The sequence below is a fragment of the Psychrosphaera saromensis genome (assembly GCF_002954545.1).
GTDB lineage: Bacteria > Pseudomonadota > Gammaproteobacteria > Enterobacterales > Alteromonadaceae > Psychrosphaera > Psychrosphaera saromensis.
Genome location: NZ_MSCH01000003.1, coordinates 2,812,011 through 2,834,666, shown reverse-complemented (window position 1 = coordinate 2,834,666; position 22,656 = coordinate 2,812,011). Strand labels below are relative to the sequence as shown.

Below are 22,656 nucleotides of genomic sequence, written 5' to 3'. Positions count from 1 at the left end.
ACATGGATAAAACACAACCTAAGCTTGCTATTGCTTTACTTGCTGCAGGACAGGCTTCTCGTTTTGGTTCACCTAAACAATTGGCTCACTACCAAGGGCAAACCTTAATAGAAAGAAGTATTACCTTATTGGAGAAAATCAACTGTGAGGTTTTGGTCATTACGGGCGCACATCATCCGGTTATTCACCAACATTTAAAAGAGATATCTAAAGACGGCTATGTGTTTTTCAATCAAGATTGGCAGCAAGGTATGTCGAGTTCGATTAAAGCTGCGGTGAGTCAGTGTCCTGAGGATTGTGCTGGCATAATGTTTGTAACCGTTGACCAAATTCAACTAACACAAGCTGACATTCAGTCACTAATCAATCTTTGGCAGCAAGACATATCTTCTATTGTTTGTGCAGAGTATGCAGGCCATAGAGGTGTTCCTGCTATATTTCCTAGGCCGTATTTTTCACAGCTTCTTGATTTAGATGATGATAAAGGAGCCAGGAACTTAATTAAATCATCACCTAACGTCAGTGCTGTGTTGTTGCCTAATGCCGAGCTTGATATTGATACCGTGGATCAATTGAACGAGTTAAATGATCTTTAGCTCTCCATCCCTCAAAAAAAATAAAAAATAAAAGTCTTTAACTAAAACTTGTTAAAGGCAATGCCATGAAATTTAGCAACAATAGATAATGCGATACTCGTAGGCAAATCGCCTCCTATATCTAATCCTGCTGGTCCAGACAACGTGGGTTTAATATTAGACCTATCTAATCCACAGGCTGCCACTACATCTTCAAATCTCTTTTTAGGGCCTAACAGAGCGATATGCTTAATATCTGAGTTAGCTAATGTATTTAATGCTTGTGCATCTAACCCGACATTATGTGACATGAGTACCGCAAAATTAACTTTTTGCTTAGCTGCAAAATCAGGTAATACCGAGTGAGGTTCCTTTAAAATGGTATCTGCGCTAGCTAAGTCGTTTTTATTAGCATAAGCGGCTCTTGGATCCCAAACTGACACCTGCCAACCAAGTTGCTTGGCAAATTGACACACGGGCGTGGCATCTTTACCACCACCACAAATTAACAAATGAATTTTGGTCGTTATTTCAATATTGAGTTGCGCGTCGTGATGACTATTAACATAACTGCGAATATCTGTTGGTTGGTTTTGGTTATTATGATGGCTCTGGTTATCTAGGCCGTGATCTAAGCCGTAACGCACACTTTCACGTTGCTCTAAATATTCGAGTACTTCAATTAAGTTTAAATGATTATTTGCATCGTTAAGTGGAATAAACTTAACCCATACTATGCCACCACAACCCATTTGATATGAGGCATCCGTTTCATCTCTACCATCATATTCTTTGGTAAGTACTTTGTTTAAGGAAATGCACTTTCTTGCCATTAGTCTTATATCAGCTTCAAGACATCCGCCGCTTAATATGCCTAATTGCTCACCGTCTTGGTTAATAAGGGAAAAGGCTCCGCGCTTACGGTAACTGTGACCTTGGCAATCGACAATAATGGCCATAGCCCATGTGCTGTTGTGGCGGTGACTTTGCCAAGCAGAGAGTACATCATGGGTGTCGAGAGTGTTCGCTAATTGCATGGTTTGTTATTGCTCGTAAATATATGGATTAATAAAACTCGACTTTATTTGTGATAAAGCGCTGCATTTTTAATGTTCATGATCTAATTTAATCAATTAAATTAGATCCATGCCCATAGCGGTAAACCACCTAGGAGCTTTATGTTAACTCATAGGTGGTTATGCAAATAGGCTGTAGCTGAACACTTTAGGGTGTAGCTAAACACTTTAGGCTTTTAGTTGGTCGCCAATAGGTAACTGTCTAATGCGTTTACCACATGCGGCAAAAATAGCATTACACAAAGCAGGAGCGTAAACAGGAGTAGGTGGCTCACCAACACCTGCTGGAGGTGCATCACTTTGAACGATTTCCACATCGATTTCTAGAGGAGAGTCACTCATACGTGGTACGCGGTAGTCATGAAAATTACTTTGCTGAACACGTCCTTTATCAAAAGTAATGCCATCACTAATTGCAGCAGTAAGCCCATAAATAGAGCCACCTTGTACTTGGTTGATAACCGTATCGGTATTCACTACGGTGCCAGCATCAATGCTCGACCATGATTTAATTATTTTTAAATCTCCTTTTTCTGAAACCTCAACTTCAATCACAGTGGCAATGTAACTTAAGAAACTTCTATGAGCTGCTATTCCCAACCCTCGGCCTTTAGGGAGTTTTCTTCCCCATTTACTCATGTCTGCAACCTTTTCAATGACATGACGTAACCTAGCAATATCTAACGGGTAAACCGATTTATCGCCACCGTAATTATCGTAATCGGCATGTTGCTCAGTCACATCTAAGATACGGTCAGGGCCTATTGTTTCTAGCAAGTAGTCTTTTTGATCACGTCCTGCTTTATGTGCAGCTTCAGCAATAAATGACTGAATAGCAAAGGCATGGAAAATATTGGATACGGAACGCATCCAACCAATTCTTGCTTTGGCTGGCGCTTCACCGTTTTCTAACTTCATGTTAGGTGTGTTAATAGGGTTGTCGGTAAAGCCTAAACGTAATTCAAAACTACCAGCTTTGGTTGCGCCTTCTTGAAAGGTAGAGGTAATAGGAGAGAACGCGGTACGGTGTAAATACGCTTGTATAGCACCATTTTTATCTAGCGACGCTTCAATGTGTTGAGCTGAAACAGCATGATAGAAACCATGTTGTATGTCGTCTTCACGAGTCCATTGAACGCGAATAGGCTGTCCCGTTTTCATCGAAAGATACGCGGCTTCTGCTGAGAAGTCAGGTTTTGATTTACGGCCAAAACCACCGCCTAGCATAGTAACGTGAACGTTAATTTTCTCTTTTGGCATGCCCAACATAGCTCCAACCGTTTGCATATCGGCTTGAGGGTTTTGCGTTGCAGCCCACACGTCTACGTGGTCTTTGTAATACATTGCTGTGGCACAAGGAGGCTCCATTGGAGCTTGAGCTAAATGCGGGGCGTAATAATCAGCCACTAGTTTATCGCTGTCTTTCGCTAGAATACTTTCAGCATCACCGATTGAACGCACTGACGACTGCGAGGATGCAACTGTCGCTAACAAACTCTTTTTAAAGGTCTCTGAGTTATAGTCGCCGTTTTTACCGTCGTCCCATGCCACTGTTAATGCTTTGCGGCCTTTCATCGCAGCCCAGGTATTCTTAGCAACGATGGCAATACCACCTTTAGGTTGAAAGAAAGGTGCACCTTGTGGAGCCGGGATCTCGACTACATCCACCACACCATCTATGGCTTTGGCGGCCTTGGCATCAAAACTTTTAACTTTACCACCAACAACAGGAGGGCGAATAACCATTGCTATAAGCGCTTTTGGCTCTAATACATCGGCAGCAAATATCGCTTTCCCAGTTACAATATCTTTTAAATCAATATGTTCCATAGCGGTATTAATGTAACGCCACTCACTGCGTTTTTTAAGTGGGACTTTATCTGTTTCAGGTGGGGTGATAGTTAAAACATCATTGACTAACTCTGCGTAAGTTAAGGTTTTACCTGAGCTATGACTAACTATGTGCTGTTGTGCTGAACATGAATCTAACGATACTCCCCAACGTGTTGCTGCAGCTTGTCGCATAAGGTAACGAACACTAGCTCCCATCTCACGCAAGCGTTGCATATTATAACGAATACTGCGTGAACCATCGGTGTTTTGGTCGCCGTATTTGAGGTCACCTTTACCTTGAATTACGACTACTTTGTCCCACGAAGCTTCCATTTCATCAGCTACAATCTGTGCAATGGCCGTACGAATTTGTTGACCCATTTCTGAGCGGTGACAGGTGATTTCAACTATTCCATCAGGACGTAAAGCAACAAATAAATTAGCTTCTTTTGCAGACGCTGATGGCTTTTGGAGTATTCCAGCCATTACCCTTGGGGCGGCACCTACGAAACAAGTACCAAGGACTAAAGCGCCAACCGTTGCGCTAGATTTTAAAAATTTACGACGAGTTAAATCAAAATATTGGCTCATACTTTTTCACCTGCTTTTTCAGGAACGTAATATTCAACACCTGCTATTGTTTTTGATGCAGATTTAATCGCTTTATGAATTCTAGGATAAGTACCACATCGACAAATGTTGCCTGACATACCTTGTACAATCTCTTCATCGCTAGGCGTTTGGTTACTTGCTAGTAAACTGGCTGCTTGCATCATTTGACCGCATTGACAGAAACCGCACTGAGGCACTTTGTGTTCTACCCAGGCTTGTTGTACAGGGTGTTCGCCGTCTTTACTTAAACCTTCAATAGTGGTTATTTTACTACCTGAGATTGCGGAGATTGGCAATATGCATGAGCGCTGAGCAACGCCGTTAAGATGAATAGTACAAGCGCCACACAGACCCATTCCACATCCAAATTTAGGTCCAGTAAGTTGCATTTCATCTCGCAAATACCAAAGAACCGGGGTGGTAGGGTCGCCCGAAAATTCACGCGTTTCATCGTTAACGGTAAACGTAATCATGATTTATCTCCATTGCTAATAAGTAAGCGAAGGTTAAGTTGCTATTAAATGATAGTACTTCGTTGTATTTACTATTGCCTGATTGTAATTAGTAAAGTTCATAACACTATACTACTAAACATAAGATTTAGTTCATTAGTGACTCATCTCTTAAACTTAGTGAATCGTCTCAAAATATTAATTTAAATCTAGATTCAACAGTGATTTGTCGACATACGTAAATAAAATGCGAGTTATCAGAGCTTTATGCAGCCTTTAAAAGTAAATTCAAAGATAGATTCAAAAGTAAAAACTAACAGGAAAATGACGGTGTGCTTAGTGGGTGAAATAATTTTTTAGTTAGAGTTGGTTAAAAAGTTTGGCGTCAACTTTAGTTCGTGGTAACTTTTCGCAAATTTTTTTAGGAAATGAATGTTATGCCAAAGGCTAGTGATATAAAAAAGAATGCCGCTATCGAATTTAACGGTCGAGTAATGATCGTAAGAGATATTGAACGCTCAGTACCACAAGGTAGAGCTGGCGGTAGTTTATACCGTATGCGTATGTATGATGTCGTTACTGGTGGTAAAGTTGATGAAACATTTAAAGACAGCGATATGTTAAATTTTGCTGACTTAACGCGTCGTGCGTCTATGTTTTCTTATGTCGACGGTGAACAACAAGTATTCATGGATAATGAAGATTACACGCCATATCACATCAACACATCTGTGATTGCAGACGAAATGTTATACATTAATGAAGATACTCAAGGTTTAAGCGTTATCTTAATTGAAGGCATGCCTGTTGCTCTTGATTTACCAGCCAGTGTTGAATTGGTTATTGAAGAAACGGCACCTGCATTAAAAGGTGGTTCTGCCACAGCAAGAACTAAGCCTGCGACTTTATCAACTGGCTTAGTTGTTCAAGTTCCTGAGCATATTTCTACCGGTGATAACATTAAAGTAAGCACGACAGAACAAAAATTCTTAGGTCGAGCTGACTCTAAATAATAATTTAGTATGTATAAATAAAACGAAGCAGACTTATTAAGTCTGCTTTTTTTATGACTTTTATATCAGTTTATGCAAACGCTATAACGGTGAATATGTCTAACAAAGTTGCAACTGCAGACATGTTTGGGTAGTTTGCCATGGCGTTACTTTAAACACATTATGAGAAGAAAATGGTAAATACAGAATATGACTTTATTGTTGTCGGTGGTGGATCTGCTGGTTGTGTACTGGCAGCTAGGCTATCAGAAGTAGAAGATTATAATGTGTTGCTCATTGAAGCGGGCTCCGATGATAAAAATGTAGCTGCGGTACATGTACCTATTGGCGCAGCAGTTATGGTGCCAACCAAATACAAAAACTGGGCATACGATACCAGTGAACAAAAACAGTTAAATAACCGCAGAGGTTATCAGCCTAGAGGTAAAGTGTTGGGCGGTTCTAGTTCGATTAATGCGATGATTTATATACGTGGTCATCAACAGGATTACGACGATTGGCAAGCGTTAGGTTGGGGCTGGAACGATGTCTTACCGTATTTTAAAAAATCCGAATATAACTTTTCTTTTAAAGACGACTTACACGGTAATGATGGTCCTTTATTTGTCAGTGACTCTCGTTCTGAACATCCTGTAGCCAATGCTTTTATTCAAGCTGGACAGGCTTTAGGGCATAAATTTAATAATGACTTTAATGGTATTGAACAAGAGGGAATTGGCCATTATCAAGTCACTCAAATCAATGGACGCCGCTGTAGTGCCGCAAAAGCGTATTTAACTCCTGAGGTTAGAGAACGCAAAAATCTCACCATTTTAACCAATGCCCGCGTGACTAAGTTACAGTTAGATAATAAGCATTGCACAGGCGTTGAGCTTTTATATAAAAATAAAATGTTAACGGTTAACGCAAAAAAAGAAGTGATTTTGTCTGCTGGCGCTTTTGTTTCGCCGCAGTTATTATTGTTGTCTGGAATTGGCGATAAGCAAGACATAGAGCCATTTGGTATTGAACAACAACACCAATTAGCTGGTGTTGGCAAAAACCTTGAAGATCATTTAGATTTTATTACTAGCTACAAAGCCAATACTCATAAACTGTTTGGTTTATCTGTTAAAGGTATCGCCTTTTTTGCTATAGAGGCAATAAAGTACTTATTTAAGCGAAAGGGCATATTTGCCTCTAACTTTGCTGAAACTGGCGCATTTTTAAAAACAGATGCAAGCCTAGATAGACCTGATATTCAGCTGCATTTTTTGATAGCCGTGGTGGAAGATCATGCAAGAAAAGTCAGATCATCTTTCATTCATGGCTATAGTAATCACACTTGTATATTACGACCAAAGAGTAAAGGTAGCGTAACCTTAGCCTCCAATAACCCACTTGATGCGCCATTAATCGACCCTAATTTTTTATCCCATGAAGACGATATAAAAACTATGCTAAAAGGCGTTCGTATCGCCAATGAGATAATGCAGCAAGCTCCGTTAACCAAATATAGAAAGTCGTCTATAGATAATGAATATGAATTATCCGATGACGCGTTAATTGAAAAAATAAGACAAAAAGCGGACACTATTTATCATCCGATTGGTACCTGTAAAATGGGTGTTGATGACATGGCGGTTGTTACTCCTAAACTTCTGGTTCATGGCATAACGGGATTACGAGTGGTGGATGCGTCTATATTCCCTAATTTAATGGGCGGCAACACTAATGCTCCCACTATTATGGTTGCAGAAAGAGCGAGTGATTGGATAAAACAAGATTGGAGTTAGCTTTGCATACAGGCGGATATAAGCTATTTGAATGTTTTTTATTCGAATAGTGAATCATTTAAGTCTTATTTAGGATTTTCCTGTATACTCCGCCATCAATTTTTATCTGTAGCCCTGCATAAGTATTTATTAATTCAATTAGTATTAGACTCATTTTGCAATTTTAGTCATTAGGACAATTAACATGAACTTTTCATCTTTAGATTTAGCCCCAGAACTGCAAAAAGCAGTAGATGCGTGCGGTTACAGTAAAATGACACCAATTCAGCAACAGGCTATTACGCCTGCTCGCAGAGGCAAAGACATTTTAGCGAATGCGCAAACAGGCACAGGTAAAACAGCCGCGTTTTCAATTCCTGTTTTACAAAAGCTAATTGATAAGCCAAGAACAACAGATTCTAAAAGACCAAGAGCGTTAATATTAACGCCAACGCGTGAGCTTGCTGAGCAGTTAGCTGAGACAATTGGTAATTACGCTCAATTTCTACCATTTAATGTTACGGCGCTTTATGGCGGCGGTAAAATGGCAGGCCAAGCAGCAAAACTTAAAAAAGGTGTGGATGTATTAATATCGACACCCGGTCGCTTGTTAGAACATATTGAAGTTTGTAATGTAGACCTTTCAGAAGTTGAGTTTGTGGTATTAGATGAAGCTGACCGTATGCTTGATATGGGCTTTATTACTGACGTGCAAAAGCTAATGAATTTCACCTCTAAAACTCGTCAAACGTTATTATTTTCAGCCACAACATCCCATGCAGTAAGTGAGCTGGCTAAAAAGATTTTAAACAATCACACTATTGTTAGTGTTGCTAGGCAAAACGTAACTGCAGACACCATTGACCATATAATGTATCCGGTGGAAGAGCGTAAAAAAGTTGAACTGTTTATCGATTTATTAGAAGAGTTTAACTGGTTCCAAGTATTGGTATTTACCAGCACTAAAGAACAGGCCGATAGATTATTAGCGTCGTTACAGGTAAAACGTATTGAAGTGGCAATTTGTCATGGCGATATAAAACAAGGTGCCAGACGTAGAGCATTAGCCGATTTTAAATCAGCTAAGGTTCAAGTGCTTATCGCGACTGAAGTTGCGGCTCGTGGTATTGATATTCAAGGGTTAGATTGTGTTGTTAACTTTAACTTACCGTATTTACCAGAAGATTACGTGCATAGAATTGGACGTACAGGTCGTGCGGGTAATAAAGGTCGCGCTATCTCTTTTGTAAGCCGTGAAGAAGAGCAAATTGTTGATAAGATTCAACGTTTAATCGGCACTAAAATCAAACGTATTTCTCGTCCGGGTTATGAAGTAAGTAATAGAAGTGTATTACTTAAAAATATTGAATCTCAAGTAAGACCAAACCGTGCGAATAAAGTGACAGAAACTCAAATTGAACGAGTAGGTCGCTTTAAAAAAGGCCGTTTAGGCGGTGTCGTTAAAAAGAATAAAGCGAGCAAGTAATATAGCTTAACGTTTGTTGTACTAGATTTAGCCAATGGTAAACACCATAGTTAAATCTAGTAGCGAGTTTACCAAGGCTTTATGCCAATTCTTTCAGGTCTTGGTTATTCTGCAAAAACTCATGCAATTGAAGTACAGGAAGAGGGCGACTGAAATAGTAACCTTGAATTTCCTGACAGCCCATCTTCTTCAAAATATCTAAATGCTCAGACTCTTCTACGCCTTCTGCAATTAACGTTAGTCCTAAGTTCTTACCTAAGTCTACAACCGTATTCACAATGGCTTTGTCCGCTGCATCAGTATTAATATTAAAAATGAACGACTGGTCTATTTTTAATTTATCAATTGGGAATTGCTTCAAATAACTTAATGAAGAATAGCCCGTTCCAAAATCATCAATCGACAACATAAGACCAACTGCTTTTAATTTATGTAATAAATCAATAGTGTCGGCTTCGTTGTACATGATCACGCCTTCAGTGATCTCTAACTCAATGTTATGAGCTGGCACCTTAGTGAAGGCTAAAGCGCCAACGATCATATTGTAAAAGTCTGGATGTTGGAATTGTTGTGGTGATATGTTGATTGCTACCACAATATCTTTATAACCTTGATCTATTAGGTACTTAGCTTGTTTACACGCATTAATTGCAATCCATTCACCTAACGGAATAATTAAGCCTGACTTCTCAGCTAATGGAATAAATTCAACCGGAGGAATAAAACCATTCTCGGTAGGCCAGCGAATTAACGTCTCGAGCCCGACAATAGTGTTATTTTGAATATTCAGTTGAGGCTGGAAATACAGCTCTAATTCTTTGTTATTAATGGCAATACGCAGCTGCTCAGTGATAGCGAGTTCTTTAGATATGGCATCACCTAGAGAGTGAGAATAAATTATTAGAGAGGAGTGCTCAGTAGAAATAGCATGATCAAGGGCAATGTTTAAACATTTCATAATGCTACTTTTGTCGTTTGCATGTTCAGGGAAACAACAGAAGCCAAAATCTAATTCAATGTGCTTGGCGTTATAAAAGGTCTCTCTTTCTATTTTTGTTTCTATTTGATGCACTATTTTATGTAAACGTTCAGTGCAAAAGTCAGCTTCTATAATAATAGAAAACTGTTTTTCTGAGGTTTGGTAAAGAGTAAATGGATAGTCATCAATAATGTCTTCTAATAACGGGCATAAGAGCTCAGTTACTTCTACAACGAATTTTGCCGTTTGTTCTATGCCTAATTGAGAGATTAATTTACTGTAATTTCTTATTTCAAAAGAACCAGCAATAAAGTGTTCTTCTTGTTCACATTGTGAGTTTAGCGTTTCATAGAATTTGTTTTTATTAAACAAGCCCGTCGTTTGGTCATGATAAGCCTGATAATTCAGTTTCTCTTCTGCTAATTTCTTTTGCGTGACATCAGCTAAATGTAAATCCCAGGTCTCTAGGTCATCTAACCAATGTATTTCGCAGTCTAACGTTTTATTGCCAATTGAAAATTCAAATCTATCATGAACTTGTTGGCTAAGTAATATTTGCTCTTGTACTGGTTTAGCTTGTTCTATTATTGACTGATAAAGCAATTCTTTGCTTATGGCTAATGTTGTAACTAGTTTGTCTGTCGCTGGGTTGGCAAAGCTGACGTTATTTTTTTTATCCAAACTAATAATAGGATTAGGGTTTCTTTGTGGAAATAACGCTAGACGTTTGTTTTTTACTGAAACCAAAATAAAGCTTTTAATATAACGGCCAATGAAAGTAGCAACAATGAACATTAAAATACTGTAAGCCAATACGATATAAGAGGTTTGGTTTAAGTTTTTTTTAGTATCTTTATATTGCTGCATAACACGCTCGTCGGTGTCTGCTGCAATACTTTTGACAATAGGTTTAGTTTGTTGGCGGTACATAGAAAACATACCTAAATGCTCTCTGGCGATGTCCCATTTGGCGCCTGTACCAAACTGCATGTTTTGATCGAATATTACGGCTAGCTCGGTGATTTTTCTTTGTTCTTGGGTTAATTCTGTGATCTGTTGCGGTGCAACATTGAATTCGAGAAGTTGCTTCAGCAATTGTTCTGTTTTTAATGAGGTGTTTTTGAAGTCAACAGAATATAAGTTTCTATCTTGGTTTGCATAATATTCATTTAAATATAATTCTTGCTCAGTTAGCGCGGAGTCGAGTTGCTGAAGTTGACCAAAAATAGGAATTTCGTGTTCAATTAATTGTAAGGTACCGCTTTCAATTTTATCTGCTGATAAATAAACATAGGCCGATAATAAAATTCCGAGTACGACAACGACGCCATATATACGGTTTGCATTACGTTGTAATGATGCGCTGTTGATTTCCAATTTTGCCGTTTCCATCAGTTAAACTCTATTCTAGTAGACCTTAACCTATAAGACCGTGCAAACAAAAAATAATTACACAGTAAGTGAAATTAAAATAAAACCAGTAACTAGTACTGGTTTTATTAGATGGTAATAAATAGGGGAGTTTATTGAGATAAATTCAAATTTTGAATATGTTCGTGAGTATGATCCGGCTCAACTTCATCAACGTGATCATTTCGATTCGCTTGTTCTATGCCTTTTTTATCTGTTAATACTCTATGGAGTTTTTGTACGGCACTAGTTACAGCCTGAAACATATCGTCTTTAGTTTCTTTAATCGTTATCTTTTGAGAGTGAAATACCGTGTCCATTTCAACCATAGCCACTTTTTTGTTATCTATAGAGAGAATGACGTTTACGGCAATGATATCGGGAAAGTGTTCGCTTATTTTTGTTAGTTTTTCTGATGTATGTTCTTTGATTGAATCTTTAATAGTTAAATGGTGACCGGAAATATTAATTTTCATAAACAACCTTAATAACAAATGTAACAGTGAAAAATAGGGCGTGCTTAATCTCTGACTTAAAGCTTTTACTTTCGTTCAATATAAATAAAAGATAAACACGCTTTAAAGCTTACAATCTTATATTAGCCAGAAATGAACAAGTTGCAATGGCTATTATGGATTAAATAAATTAACCAGAAAAACACATCGTTTATTTGTTAAAATCGTTTTTTGTTAAGATTATGAGCGTTACACACTATGTCATTTGACTCCTTAGGTTTACATCCCCTTTTATTAGAAGCGTTAAATAACGCAGGCTATGACACGCCAACAGAAATTCAATCTGCAGCCATACCTCATATATTAAAAGGTCAAGACGTGATGGCCGGAGCGCAAACTGGCACAGGAAAAACCGCTGCCTTTGCTTTGCCAATTTTACATAAGTTAATTAAGTTACAAGAAAATAATGCGTCACAGGCGCAAGTGGATAAACGAGTTAAAGCGTTAATTTTAACGCCGACACGTGAACTCGCCCAGCAAGTACATAAAAGTTTTAATACCTATTCTCAAAATACCAATATCAAAAGCGCATTAGTTTATGGCGGTGTGAGTATTAAGAACCAAGTTGATGAGTTAAAACAAGGTGTTGATATTGTTATTGCCACGCCCGGGCGTTTGTTAGACCACTTATATAACGAAAATATAAGCTTAGACAATATTGAATATGTAGTTTTTGATGAAGCCGATCGTATGTTGGATATGGGGTTTAAAGACGAAATTAGCCGCATAATGAAAAAGTTGCCAAGCCCAAGACAAACCTTATTATTTTCTGCCACATTTGACGAGTCGATATTTACGTTAAGTAAACGTTTGTTAAATGATGCGATATTAATTGAAGCGGATCAGCGTAATACTGCAGCAGCAACCGTTGAACAAGTGGTTTATAATATTGATGCCGACAGAAAGCGTGAATTAATATCTCATTTAATTGGTTCAAAAAACTGGCATCAAGTATTAATATTCACGCGCACTAAACAAGATGCCGATGAACTGGCAAAAGAAATGAAGAAAGACGGCGTAAAAACCGAGTCGATTCATGGCGACAAGTCTCAAGGTGCAAGAGAAAGAGCATTAGAGCAGTTTAAAAACGGTGAGATAAGAGCGTTAGTAGCTACAGATGTTGCGGCTCGTGGTCTTGATATCCAAGACTTAAATTATGTGATCAATTATCAATTGCCATATATCGCTGAGGATTATATCCATAGAATCGGCAGAACTGGCCGTGCGGGTAAACAAGGATTAGCCATTTCTCTATTAAGTGTTGGTGAGGAATACTTATTAGATGAAGTTGAAGCTATTTTAGATACGCGTTTATTACAGCAATGGTTACCAGGTTATGAACCTGACCTAACCAAAAAGCCGGTTAGCAACAGAAAGAATACTAAAGGCGCTCAGAAAAAAAGAGCAGGGCAAAGAGCCAATGGCCAACGAACGGGCAATCGCTCTCAAGCTAAGAGCTCACAGGCTAACCGATCTAAAGCTAACAGATAAAAATTTAGTTTAACTTTTTTGCTGACCTTGTATTGCATAATCATGGCAGCAAAAAACAATAATAATCACTTATATAAGTAACATAAAGGTACTAGAAACATGTTTGATGCTAATAATAAACCTAAAGGATTGGTTAGAATTTATCGTGCCATGCTAAATACAGCGCGTGCGTTTAAATGGCTATTTAATAATGAGTCTGCATTTAGGCAGGAGCTACTACTGTTATTGTTAGTAACGCCATTAACCTTTGTGTTTAACATCAGCATAAGCGAACAAATTATTTTGATTTTAGCTGTGTTATTTGTGATCTTTACCGAGATAGTTAATACCGCGATTGAAGCTGTGGTTGACCGAGTCGGCTTGGAAATTCATCCCTTGTCAGGATTAGCAAAAGACTTAGGCTCAGCTGCTGTGGGATTGAGTTTAATTATGGCGATATTAATTTGGGTTGCGGTATTAGTCTAATTAGACTCTTATTTATACGCTTGAATTAAGATTTCAAAAGTACGCAAATAAAAAAGGAAGCTCGATAATATCGGCTTCCTTTTTTGCTTATCTGGCTTGTCTTAAATGGGCTATTTCCATTAGCGATTTAAGTGGCTTACTTAAATAGCTGATTCAAATAAGCTGCGATTCGTACGCCGCCTTTTTGTAACTGTTGTTTAACTGTAGGCATGTTTTGGTATAAATAATCCCAACTTACACGCTCTTCCTCTGGGTAAATGCCATCACGAATTTTGGCACTTTCTTCGATATAAATTAATGGGTCAGTCGTCGTCCACGCTTTAGCCTGTTCTGGTGAGATTTTCTCACTTAACCATAATGTCCACTCACTATAAGAAAGCTGACGTTGGTCGATTAAACCTGAATCCCACACTCTATGTAAGTTAGATTTTTTCCAGAAAAACTCTAACTTCACATCATTACCGCCTTTATCTGTACCGTTACCAGCATGCAGAGGTTGGTGTAAATCACCTATGATATGCACAATAAAGCGTAATGCCTTTTGGCGTTCTTTTAATGGGGCACTTTTGTCTTTAACTATTTTTGAAAATTTCTCAAGCGCTGTATAAGCATCACCTTTGTCTGGCGCGTCAACATCATGATAATGCTTGCCTTTTGGTACGGTTACGTAATGGTAAGCCCCAGCTTCTTTTTGCCAGAAAGTGTCAGGGTTTGAACGCATTTCATCTGGGTATGTTGATGCTTCAGCTAAGCTTTCATTTGGCAATAACCGTTTAATCGCAGCCATTGCATCAGCGCTTAAATACATTTGGGCAATTGCGCCTGTGATCCTGTGACCCGTTTGTCCCCAAGCGTGAACTTGTTGTACTGAACACGCTGCTAATAAAGCGGAAGCAATTAAAAGTTTTTTCATAGTTATTCTCTTAAATATTAATCTCTTAAAGTAAAGGCTATAAAACAAAGCTCTTTTAAAATAAAGTTCTTTTAAAACTAAGCTCTCTTAAATACCAAATCTGTTAAAAAGGATTATACAAATAAATTTACCAAGTACATGATAAATTTAGTTTAACAGCATCAAGTGTTAAGTTTAAGTCATGGTTTAATAACGCTTAGTGTTTTATTATCTTAAGCATAAGGTTCAACTCAAAATAAAGAAAACAATATGATCATCACAAGTCAGCTTCATGATATTCCTACGCCAACTGGTTTAATGCGTACTAAGGTATATAAACCAGAAGAACAGGGCATATATCCTGCGATTATATTTTACTCAGAGATATTTCAATTAACCGCACCAATACAAAGAACCGCAGCAATAATGGCCGGTCATGGTTTTGTTGTATTAGTACCAGAAGTATTCCATGAACTTAATCCAATAGGTACTGTACTCGGTTATGACGATGCAGGTAAAGATAAAGGCAATGCTGATAAATGGGCAAAACCGTTAGAACATCATGACAGTGACACTCAAGCGTTAGTTGATTTTGTTGCTAGCCAGTCTTATTGCAGCGGTAAAATGGGGGCTATGGGTGTTTGTATTGGCGGTCATTTAGCTTATCGTGCGGCGTTAAATGAAAATATTTTAGCCGCTAGCTGTTTATATGCGACGGATATCCATTCGGATACTTTACCTTGTGAAAAAGGCAATGACAGTTTTACTCGTACTAAAGACATAAAAGCCGAACTACAGATGATTTGGGGTAAACAAGACCCACATGTGCCGGATGAAGGCAGAATGAAGATACACTTGAATTTAATCGCATCGGGTAATTCATTTACATGGCATGAATTTAATGCGCAGCATGCATTTATGCGTGACGAGGGCGACCGATACGATCCTGCATTAGCGCTAAGAGTATATGCAATGGCGGTGGAGTTATTTCATCGAAGCTTAAATTAATTTAGGGGCGGTTTTTTCAACCCCAACTTCGTTGTTAGGCAGTTAAAACTAGCCAATATTTTCGAGTGTTTTGCCTGGCTAAATGCAACCAATAACCGCCAGTCTTACAGAATATGAAAGGTAAATAGCCTCTAGGAGGCTGTTCTAGAACTTAAGCTAATTGATTATAAACTGTCATTGTATAACTAAGATTAATTAGCTTAAGATTTCTTTTACCCGACCAACTTCACCGGTATCGAGTCTAACTTTTATGCCATGTGGGTGGTTAGGGCTGTTGGTTAATATTTTTTCTACAATCCCTTGAGTTAACTCGCCTGAGCGTTGATCTTGTTTTTGCACAATATTAACTTTTAGTCCAATTTGTATGTTTGATCTGCTATTTCCACTCATTTTTTCATCTCTTAAGGTTTTATTAAACTTATTATATGCGGAGTATAATAACGCGTAAGCGATAATAGCTGTAAATAAAATTTAACAGAAAGACTTTGTGGTTAAAAAATAAACACTTGTGGTTGGCGAAAGTTATGCTATGATGCGTTTGCCTATAGAGGCTATATTATTTTGTTACCCGCTTTATGTTATATAAATTTTAATCAGTGCGTTGTTATTTGATTGTAGATTTCATCATAAGCTCTAATCAATTAAGTAAAATCTAAAAGGCTCCATCGGTGAATAATCACCGTAATTAAAATTTATATTATAAGGTTACAAACATGTCAAAAACTACTGGCGTTGTTAAATGGTTTAACGAAGAGAAAGGTTTCGGATTTTTAACTCAAGACGAAGGCGGTAAAGACGTATTCGTTCATTTCCGTTCAATCGCTTCTGAAGGTTTCAAAACTTTAAAAGACGGCCAACGTGTTGAATTTGAAGTTGAAGACGGACAAAAAGGTCCTCAAGCTGCTAATGTAGTAGTACTTGATTAATTAGTTCTTAACTAATTAAATAATAAGAAGCTCGGTTTACCGGGCTTTTTTTGTGCCTGCATTTTGTTACAATGCGCAATCTAATTGCTATCTGTAATTATCAATTTACCTATCATTTGAATATCTGAGGCATTAATGACGACTGAACAAAGCTATAAAATTGGAACTCCAGGCCAGCCTTGGGGCAGTGCAGAAAAGTCAGCTTGGTATCAAGCCCAAACCGTAAAGCGTTCATATCAATCTCAAGTCGTTTCTAAAATAAAATCCATTCATCAGTCATTATCTGAGTTACTCGACCTGAAACGTTACGGTGCATTGTCTTACAATACCGACGTTTATGAGTTGTGGTTATTCATGTCTAAACAGTGGCAACAAGATAAACCAACTATTTTAGTAACCGGTGGCGTACACGGTTACGAAACCAGTGGTGTGTTTGGCGCATTACGTTTTGTAGAAACGGAGTTGGTGAAATACTCAGAGCATTTTAACTTTATAGTGGCACCATGTATTAGCCCTTGGGGATATGAAACGATTAATCGTTGGAATCCCAATGCAGTTGACCCTAATCGTTCGTTTTATAAAGATGGCCCAGCTGAAGAATCAAAAAATATAATGGACTATGTATTAGGCTTGAATATAGAGCTATTAGCCCATATTGATTTACATGAAACCACAGATACAGATAACTCTGAATTCAGACCTGCTTTAGCAGCAAGAGATGCAATTGATCAAAAGTCTTGGAATATTCCGGATGGTTTTTACGGTGTAGGTGATTCATTAAAACCTCAGCCTGAGTTTCAAAAAGCCATTATCGATTCGGTTTCCAAGGTGACACACATTGCACCAGCTGATGAAAGTAACAAGCTGATTGGTTCTGACTTAGCTCAGTTTGGTGTGATTAACTATCCAACCAAAGAGTTAGGCTTGTGCGCTGGTTTTACTGACGCTGAATATGTATCAACGACAGAAGTATATCCGGACAGTCCTAAGTCGGATGCTGAAAACTGCATTATTGCTCAAGTCGCAGCGGTGACTGGCGGATTAAATTATTTAGTAGGGAAAAAGTAATATGACAAATTCTCAACCACAATTACGCATTGATATTGTATCTGATGTTGTTTGCCCTTGGTGCATTATAGGTTTTAAACAGCTAGAACAAGCTCTAGCGGACTCGGGATTAGAAGCTGACATTCATTGGCAGCCATTCCAATTAAACCCGCAAATGGGACCACAAGGGCAAGAACTTAGAGAACACGTTATTGAAAAATACGGTGTTAGCGTAGAAGAAAGTGTCAGCACAAGAGAGCGTATCGTCGACATTGCTAAGCCGTTAGGTTTTGACATTAACTTTACTGACGATTCACGTATTTATAATACTTTTAATGCTCATAAATTATTACATTGGGCTGAACAAAAAGGTGTGCAGCATCAGTTAAAACTTGCATTGTTTTCTGCCTATTTCACGGATGGCGTTAATGTAAGTGACACTGAAAAATTATTGGATGTTGTTGAATCAGTTGGTTTAGATAAAGATGAAGCGATGCAGATTTTACAATCAGAACCAGTATCTGATGAAGTGAATAAAATCGCGCAATTTTGGACGTCTCAAGGTATTTCAGGCGTACCAGCTATGATCTTTAACCAAAAACATTTAGTGACTGGTGCACAAGGTACAGAGAACTACACATCGATTCTCAAACAAATTACGTCTTTAGAACAAGCTGAGCAAGAATAGAGTAACCTATGAATTTAGATCAATTACTTGATAAATTAAATACCGAACCAAGCACTGTCGATTTTAGTGACGTTATGCAAGTAATTGATACTAATTATAATTACACACCAGCTAACTTTAAAAATGGTGATGTAACTAATCTAGCTGGAACAAATGAAGGTTCCTGTAAGATATTTTCTTTTGCTCAGTTACATACATTAAATGAGTCACAAACCTTGGCGTGTTTTGGTGATTATTATCGTAGTGATGTATTACTTAACCCAGATGGAAGTGATCACGGTAATATCCGAAACTTTATAAAAACAGGTTGGCAGGGAATTCAATTTGATTCCCAAGCGTTAATAGCGATAACCTAGTCACTTAACTTGATGACGGACAATTAAACACCAAATAGTGACGTGAATACGAAACTAAAAAATATAGGTGATTATTTTCTGAACTTCGGTTATGTTATCAAAGGTTAGCGCGATTATATGGCTTGTAAGAGTATGTAGATGTCGGCATTTATAGCCAATATATCTAAATTAATAATAATTAGATGTTGTTATTGTACAAAATAGCGTCAATACTAACTTGGTAATGTAAAGGTTATTCAAACAGAATTATTACTGTTGAGCCTAAAGCAACTACCGATGTATTGTGCAAATGCTACGATACTAATGAAGTTTTTAACAAGGAGAGTTAAGTGGAAAGAAAAAAGCGGTTTTCAATTGGTCAGAATCCAGTTTTGTTAGGACTTTGTGACGGAATTGCTAATTACTTTACTATTAACGTATGGATAATAAGGTTATTGGTTTTTGTGACCTTTTATCTTGTTACCGGCAGTTTAATAATGAATTTTCTTTTGTATGTATTAGTGGCCTTTTTTATGCCTCAATCCAAAGTTAAATATCAAGTGGATAGTGAGTTCAGATCCAAAAAGTAATTTGCTAGATTTGATTTGTCCTTTGAAGTGAAGAATAAAAGACAGTAAGAAGTAAATTAACAAAATGAAATACGATATTCATGTAAAAGACGCAGTAATTAAACTTTCCATGTTTGGTTCATTTAATCTCGATATTGCTAGAGCAATAACGAAAAAGATCAGAGTCATAATTGAAAGTTTGAATAATCAACCGTTTTACATCTTAGTTGACTTATCAACGATAGAAGGCGGTACACCAGATGGTTTTGAACAAGGTCGTCAGTTCAATATTTGGCTCGACAGCCAAAACTTAAAAGCCAAAGCAATTATATGCCACTCCCCATTGTTCAGAAGTATTAGTGAATCTAGAGTTCGAAGCTCAGACATACAACTTATCAAGTATTTTAACAACGAAGCTGACGCACTCAGATGGTTTGATGAACTCTCATTAGGAAATGTGAACTAGAGGTTATTTAAGTTGGCTTGCAAAGTTTAAAGGCTTTCAGTTAGTTACATAGTGATGAACAATGTAATTAACCAAAAGCACTCAAATTATTACCTTAATGTATTTAAGCGCTAGGCCTAAAATGGAGCTGGGTATAGTTTTAATACCTTCGACACTGCGTCAATAGTTTCTGGCGATAACACTAAATCAAAAGCGTTAATATTCTCTTCTAACTGTGCAAGACTCGTTGCACCTATTATTGTAGATGTAACCCCATCAACGTTATCACACCATTTAAGAGCAAGTTGTGCCGTTGTTATACCCGCTTGTTTTGCAATTTTCTCATATTCTTTAATTGCCAGATCAGATTGTTCAGTTGCTCTAAATAAGCCATTTCTTTGTGAAATAGTCCAACGGCTGCCTTCTGGTCTTGCCCCGTTTAAATACTTACCAGATAACATGCCGCCAGCAAGAGGGGACCAAGGTAAAAACGCAATGTCTTCGTGCACACAGTTTTCAATTAAATAAGGCCAGTCTTTGTTATGTAATAAATTAAACTCGTTTTGGATAGAAACCATTTTAGGTAACGAATGTTTATCGCTGAGTTTTAAGTATTCATTTATACCCCAAGTTGTATCGTCAGAAAGGCCACAGTGACGAATTTTACCAGCATCAATACACAGTTTAAGCGCTTGTAAAATCTCTAACATTTCTGCCGATTCTTGCTTGCGGTCAACATTAGTAAAGTTAATATCATTTGGGCTATGTCTAGAAAAATGCGGAGAAGTTCTATTTGGCCAATGCAGTTGGTATAAGTCGATATAATCTGTTTGTAAGCGCTTTAGAGAAGCATCAACCGATTTGATCACGGCTTCACCAGTGATCTTACCGCCGTCACGGATATAAGGTAATCCTGGGCCTGCTATTTTTGAAGCCAGTACAATATCGTTACGTTTTTGCTTATTGGTGTTTATCCAATTACCGATGTGACGTTCTGTATCACCGTGTTTTTCACCAGATGGTGGCACTGGATATAACTCGGCAGTATCAATAAAGTTAATGCCTTTTGACAAAGCAAAATCTATTTGCTGATTGGCTTCTTGTTGGCTATTTTGTAAGCCCCAGGTCATCGAGCCTAAACATACTCGAGAAACATCAATATTACTGCTACCTAGTTTTGAAAACTTCATAAGCGCCATCCATTAAATACATGTTTATTATTTGTTATCGGTTTAATTGATACAAGTTAAGTTAGGGGGAACCCCTATCGCTTAAACCACTAATTACTGGATAATACAGACCAACAGAGCAGGATGCTCAGTGTTGTAATTGTTATTCCTTTAGCCCAACTTTTTAGTTGGGTTTTTTTTTGCTTTTTTATCTCACATTCTCATGTGTCACTTTACCGAACACTTTCACCGATTACTTTTATTGCGCAGATATATTTCGTTTTCTGCTGACAATAAGAAATCCACAGAGTAAAACAATAAATACTAACGTGGTGGTATTACCAAAACGTTTATAAAACGAATGAGACTCAGATAACGGCAATTTATAAGTTAATACATCCGCAATATTTTGCTTAAGTGATGCTGCGATATTCCCTTGTGGGTCTATTACCGCAGTAACGCCGTTGTTAGTGACTCTGACTACAGGCATAGCAAACTCAAGCGCTCGCATCTGGGCAATCTCTAAATGCTGCCAAGGACCATGAGAGTCGCCAAACCAAGCGTCGTTACTCAATGTCAGTATAAAATCAGTGTCGTTAGTTAAATTCGCATTTATTTGTTTGGGAAAGGCGATTTCAAAACAAATGGCTGGCGCTATATTGATCCCATTAGCTATTAAGTTGTCTTGTTGATAATCGCCTCGGTTGAAAGAAGAAAAGGGCAGGTCAAAGATTGGCGCTAGTTTTCTTAATAGGCTTTCAAACGGGACAAACTCACCAAATGGCAGTAAATGATGTTTACTATATCGGTTTGAGTTTAAGTACTGGTAATCGCCAATTGTGTCTTGTGCATTTTTTTTACCTAGGGCAATAACATTATTAAACGCATACGTTGTTACTTTTTGATAATCAACAATGCCAGTGATTAGCGCTGTATTTGAATCTAGCGCTCTTTTATCTATGTCAGTTAAGAATCTATTGGCTGACGGCTCTATGCGGGGAACTGCCGCCTCAGGCCAAATAATAAGGTCTGAAGAATCAAAATGTGGGGAGCTCAATTCATAATACTTAAGCATGGTTGGCCTTTCATTTTCAGGCTGCCATTTCATACTTTGAGTTATATTGCCTTGCACTAATGCTAAATCCACATGTTTGTTATTACTTTCATTCCATTGGTAATTGCTTAACAAATGGCCGGAGATAAAAATAATCACTATGGCTGAAAGGGCAAGTGTTTGTGGCTTTCTTATCGAGGTAGAGTGTTTTGATGACGGATCAGCAGATTTTATTTTGCACGACGCTAATTGTAACGAAATCAGTATTAAGCAAACAATTAACATCACAATTACTTGTAAACCAAATTCACCAACAATAGGCGCATAACCTGACAAACTACTGGTTAATTGACTGTAACCTATAGATAACCAGGGGAAGCCAGTAAATATAACAGATCTTAGGTATTCAACGGCAAGCCAAATAGGCGCAATAATAAACAAGCTAAACTTAGACTGAGACTTATGGAATAACCAGCTAACTAACGCAGGGTATACTGCCATGTAAGAAGCCAGCATAATCATAAGCAGCAATGAAAATACCAGAGGAAGGCCGCCAAAATCAGAGATGGCATTATGCACCCAGCTTAGGCCAAAGCTAAACCAACCTAGACCAAAAACAAAGCCATATTTAGCCGCTTGCTTTGCATTTGGCGAGTTTAGACTTGCTATAAGCAATACAGGGAAAGTGATAAATGGAATAAACCAGACATGAAACGGGCTATAACTAAGCGTTAATAATCCGCCTAATAGAAACAGTAATAAATTAGGTAAGCTGAGACTGAATATTGGGTTAGATGAATTAAAAAAGGATTGGATCATTGACCGCCAATCCTTTTTTAGTATCTCTAACATCTGATTTGAA

At 37.8% G+C, this 22,656-nt stretch carries 22 protein-coding genes; 13 read left to right on the top strand and 9 right to left on the bottom strand.

Annotated features, from left to right (window positions below):
* Positions 1 to 2 precede the first annotated feature (2 nt).
* The gene (locus tag BTO11_RS12915; protein ID WP_181135904.1) at positions 3 to 596 is read left to right on the top strand and encodes a nucleotidyltransferase family protein; all 594 of its coding nucleotides are present in this window, start codon (positions 3 to 5) and stop codon (positions 594 to 596) included.
* Positions 597 to 637: 41 nt separating this feature from the next.
* On the opposite strand, the gene BTO11_RS12910 is transcribed toward BTO11_RS12915, so the two are convergent.
* From BTO11_RS12910 to BTO11_RS12900, 3 genes are all read right to left on the bottom strand, one after another.
* Entirely contained in the window at positions 638 to 1,612 is a 975-nt protein-coding gene (locus tag BTO11_RS12910) for an XdhC family protein (protein ID WP_105052986.1), read from the bottom strand.
* A gap of 207 nt (positions 1,613 to 1,819) precedes the next feature.
* On the bottom strand, positions 1,820 to 4,075 hold the full coding sequence (locus tag BTO11_RS12905) for a xanthine dehydrogenase family protein molybdopterin-binding subunit (RefSeq protein WP_105052985.1): 2,256 nt from the start codon (positions 4,073 to 4,075) through the stop codon (positions 1,820 to 1,822).
* Positions 4,072 to 4,569, bottom strand: coding sequence for a (2Fe-2S)-binding protein (locus tag BTO11_RS12900; protein ID WP_105052984.1), 498 nt, complete (start codon positions 4,567 to 4,569; stop codon positions 4,072 to 4,074). Before BTO11_RS12900 ends, BTO11_RS12905 begins: the two co-directional genes overlap by 4 nt.
* Before the next feature lie 416 nt (positions 4,570 to 4,985).
* Here BTO11_RS12900 and efpL point away from each other — a divergent pair, with 416 nt between their 5' ends.
* The 3 genes from efpL to BTO11_RS12885 all read left to right on the top strand — a co-directional run bounded on the left by efpL (position 4,986) and on the right by BTO11_RS12885 (position 8,801).
* On the top strand, positions 4,986 to 5,561 hold the full coding sequence (gene efpL, locus BTO11_RS12895) for an elongation factor P-like protein EfpL (RefSeq protein ID WP_105052983.1): 576 nt from the start codon (positions 4,986 to 4,988) through the stop codon (positions 5,559 to 5,561).
* Positions 5,562 to 5,734: 173 nt separating this feature from the next.
* Positions 5,735 to 7,336 carry a GMC family oxidoreductase gene (locus BTO11_RS12890; RefSeq protein WP_105052982.1) on the top strand — a complete coding sequence of 534 codons (1,602 nt, stop codon included), beginning with the start codon at positions 5,735 to 5,737 and terminating at the stop codon, positions 7,334 to 7,336.
* A 184-nt stretch (positions 7,337 to 7,520) separates the two neighbouring features.
* Complete coding sequence (locus BTO11_RS12885) at positions 7,521 to 8,801, top strand: DEAD/DEAH box helicase (RefSeq protein WP_105052981.1); 1,281 nt, start codon at positions 7,521 to 7,523, stop codon at positions 8,799 to 8,801.
* Positions 8,802 to 8,880: 79 nt separating this feature from the next.
* Here BTO11_RS12885 and BTO11_RS12880 read toward each other — a convergent pair whose 3' ends face one another.
* Positions 8,881 to 11,172, bottom strand: coding sequence for a sensor domain-containing protein (locus BTO11_RS12880; RefSeq protein WP_105052980.1), 2,292 nt, complete (start codon positions 11,170 to 11,172; stop codon positions 8,881 to 8,883).
* Between the two features lie 131 nt (positions 11,173 to 11,303).
* On the bottom strand, positions 11,304 to 11,666 hold the full coding sequence (gene hpf, locus BTO11_RS12875; RefSeq protein WP_105052979.1) for a ribosome hibernation-promoting factor, HPF/YfiA family: 363 nt from the start codon (positions 11,664 to 11,666) through the stop codon (positions 11,304 to 11,306).
* Positions 11,667 to 11,903: 237 nt separating this feature from the next.
* Here hpf and BTO11_RS12870 point away from each other — a divergent pair, with 237 nt between their 5' ends.
* Together BTO11_RS12870 and BTO11_RS12865 are read left to right on the top strand one after the other, a co-directional pair.
* Entirely contained in the window at positions 11,904 to 13,196 is a 1,293-nt protein-coding gene (locus BTO11_RS12870; protein WP_105052978.1) for a DEAD/DEAH box helicase, read from the top strand.
* A 99-nt stretch (positions 13,197 to 13,295) separates the two neighbouring features.
* The gene (locus BTO11_RS12865; RefSeq protein WP_105052977.1) at positions 13,296 to 13,661 is read left to right on the top strand and encodes a diacylglycerol kinase; all 366 of its coding nucleotides are present in this window, start codon (positions 13,296 to 13,298) and stop codon (positions 13,659 to 13,661) included.
* 136 nt (positions 13,662 to 13,797) lie between these two features.
* Here the strand turns inward: BTO11_RS12865 and BTO11_RS12860 are convergent, their stop codons facing one another.
* On the bottom strand, positions 13,798 to 14,574 hold the full coding sequence (locus tag BTO11_RS12860; RefSeq protein WP_105052976.1) for a S1/P1 nuclease: 777 nt from the start codon (positions 14,572 to 14,574) through the stop codon (positions 13,798 to 13,800).
* A gap of 249 nt (positions 14,575 to 14,823) precedes the next feature.
* Here BTO11_RS12860 and BTO11_RS12855 point away from each other — a divergent pair, with 249 nt between their 5' ends.
* Entirely contained in the window at positions 14,824 to 15,561 is a 738-nt protein-coding gene (locus BTO11_RS12855) for a dienelactone hydrolase family protein (RefSeq protein WP_105052975.1), read from the top strand.
* Between the two features lie 195 nt (positions 15,562 to 15,756).
* Here the strand turns inward: BTO11_RS12855 and BTO11_RS12850 are convergent, their stop codons facing one another.
* A complete protein-coding gene (locus BTO11_RS12850) occupies positions 15,757 to 15,951 on the bottom strand; it encodes a YwbE family protein (protein ID WP_105052974.1) in 195 nt (64 codons plus the stop codon).
* Positions 15,952 to 16,274: 323 nt separating this feature from the next.
* Here BTO11_RS12850 and cspE point away from each other — a divergent pair, with 323 nt between their 5' ends.
* The 6 genes from cspE to BTO11_RS12820 all read left to right on the top strand — a co-directional run bounded on the left by cspE (position 16,275) and on the right by BTO11_RS12820 (position 19,592).
* Positions 16,275 to 16,487, top strand: a complete 213-nt coding sequence (gene cspE, locus BTO11_RS12845) for a transcription antiterminator/RNA stability regulator CspE (RefSeq protein WP_105052973.1) — start codon at positions 16,275 to 16,277, stop codon at positions 16,485 to 16,487.
* 135 nt (positions 16,488 to 16,622) lie between these two features.
* A complete protein-coding gene (locus tag BTO11_RS12840; protein WP_105052972.1) occupies positions 16,623 to 17,555 on the top strand; it encodes a M14 family metallopeptidase in 933 nt (310 codons plus the stop codon).
* A 1-nt stretch (position 17,556) separates the two neighbouring features.
* Positions 17,557 to 18,222 (top strand): DsbA family oxidoreductase, encoded by a 666-nt coding sequence (locus BTO11_RS12835; protein WP_105052971.1) that lies wholly within the window; start codon positions 17,557 to 17,559, stop codon positions 18,220 to 18,222.
* An 8-nt stretch (positions 18,223 to 18,230) separates the two neighbouring features.
* Positions 18,231 to 18,578: a HopJ type III effector protein gene (locus tag BTO11_RS12830; protein ID WP_105052970.1), complete on the top strand. Its 348-nt coding sequence runs from the start codon at positions 18,231 to 18,233 to the stop codon at positions 18,576 to 18,578.
* 329 nt (positions 18,579 to 18,907) lie between these two features.
* The gene (locus BTO11_RS16725; RefSeq protein ID WP_105052969.1) at positions 18,908 to 19,147 is read left to right on the top strand and encodes a PspC domain-containing protein; all 240 of its coding nucleotides are present in this window, start codon (positions 18,908 to 18,910) and stop codon (positions 19,145 to 19,147) included.
* Between the two features lie 64 nt (positions 19,148 to 19,211).
* A complete protein-coding gene (locus tag BTO11_RS12820) occupies positions 19,212 to 19,592 on the top strand; it encodes an STAS/SEC14 domain-containing protein (protein ID WP_105052968.1) in 381 nt (126 codons plus the stop codon).
* 116 nt (positions 19,593 to 19,708) lie between these two features.
* Here BTO11_RS12820 and BTO11_RS12815 read toward each other — a convergent pair whose 3' ends face one another.
* Complete coding sequence (locus BTO11_RS12815; protein WP_105052967.1) at positions 19,709 to 20,761, bottom strand: aldo/keto reductase; 1,053 nt, start codon at positions 20,759 to 20,761, stop codon at positions 19,709 to 19,711.
* A 238-nt stretch (positions 20,762 to 20,999) separates the two neighbouring features.
* The gene (gene lnt, locus BTO11_RS12810; RefSeq protein ID WP_181135903.1) at positions 21,000 to 22,613 is read right to left on the bottom strand and encodes an apolipoprotein N-acyltransferase; all 1,614 of its coding nucleotides are present in this window, start codon (positions 22,611 to 22,613) and stop codon (positions 21,000 to 21,002) included.
* Between the last annotated feature and the right edge of the window lie 43 nt (positions 22,614 to 22,656).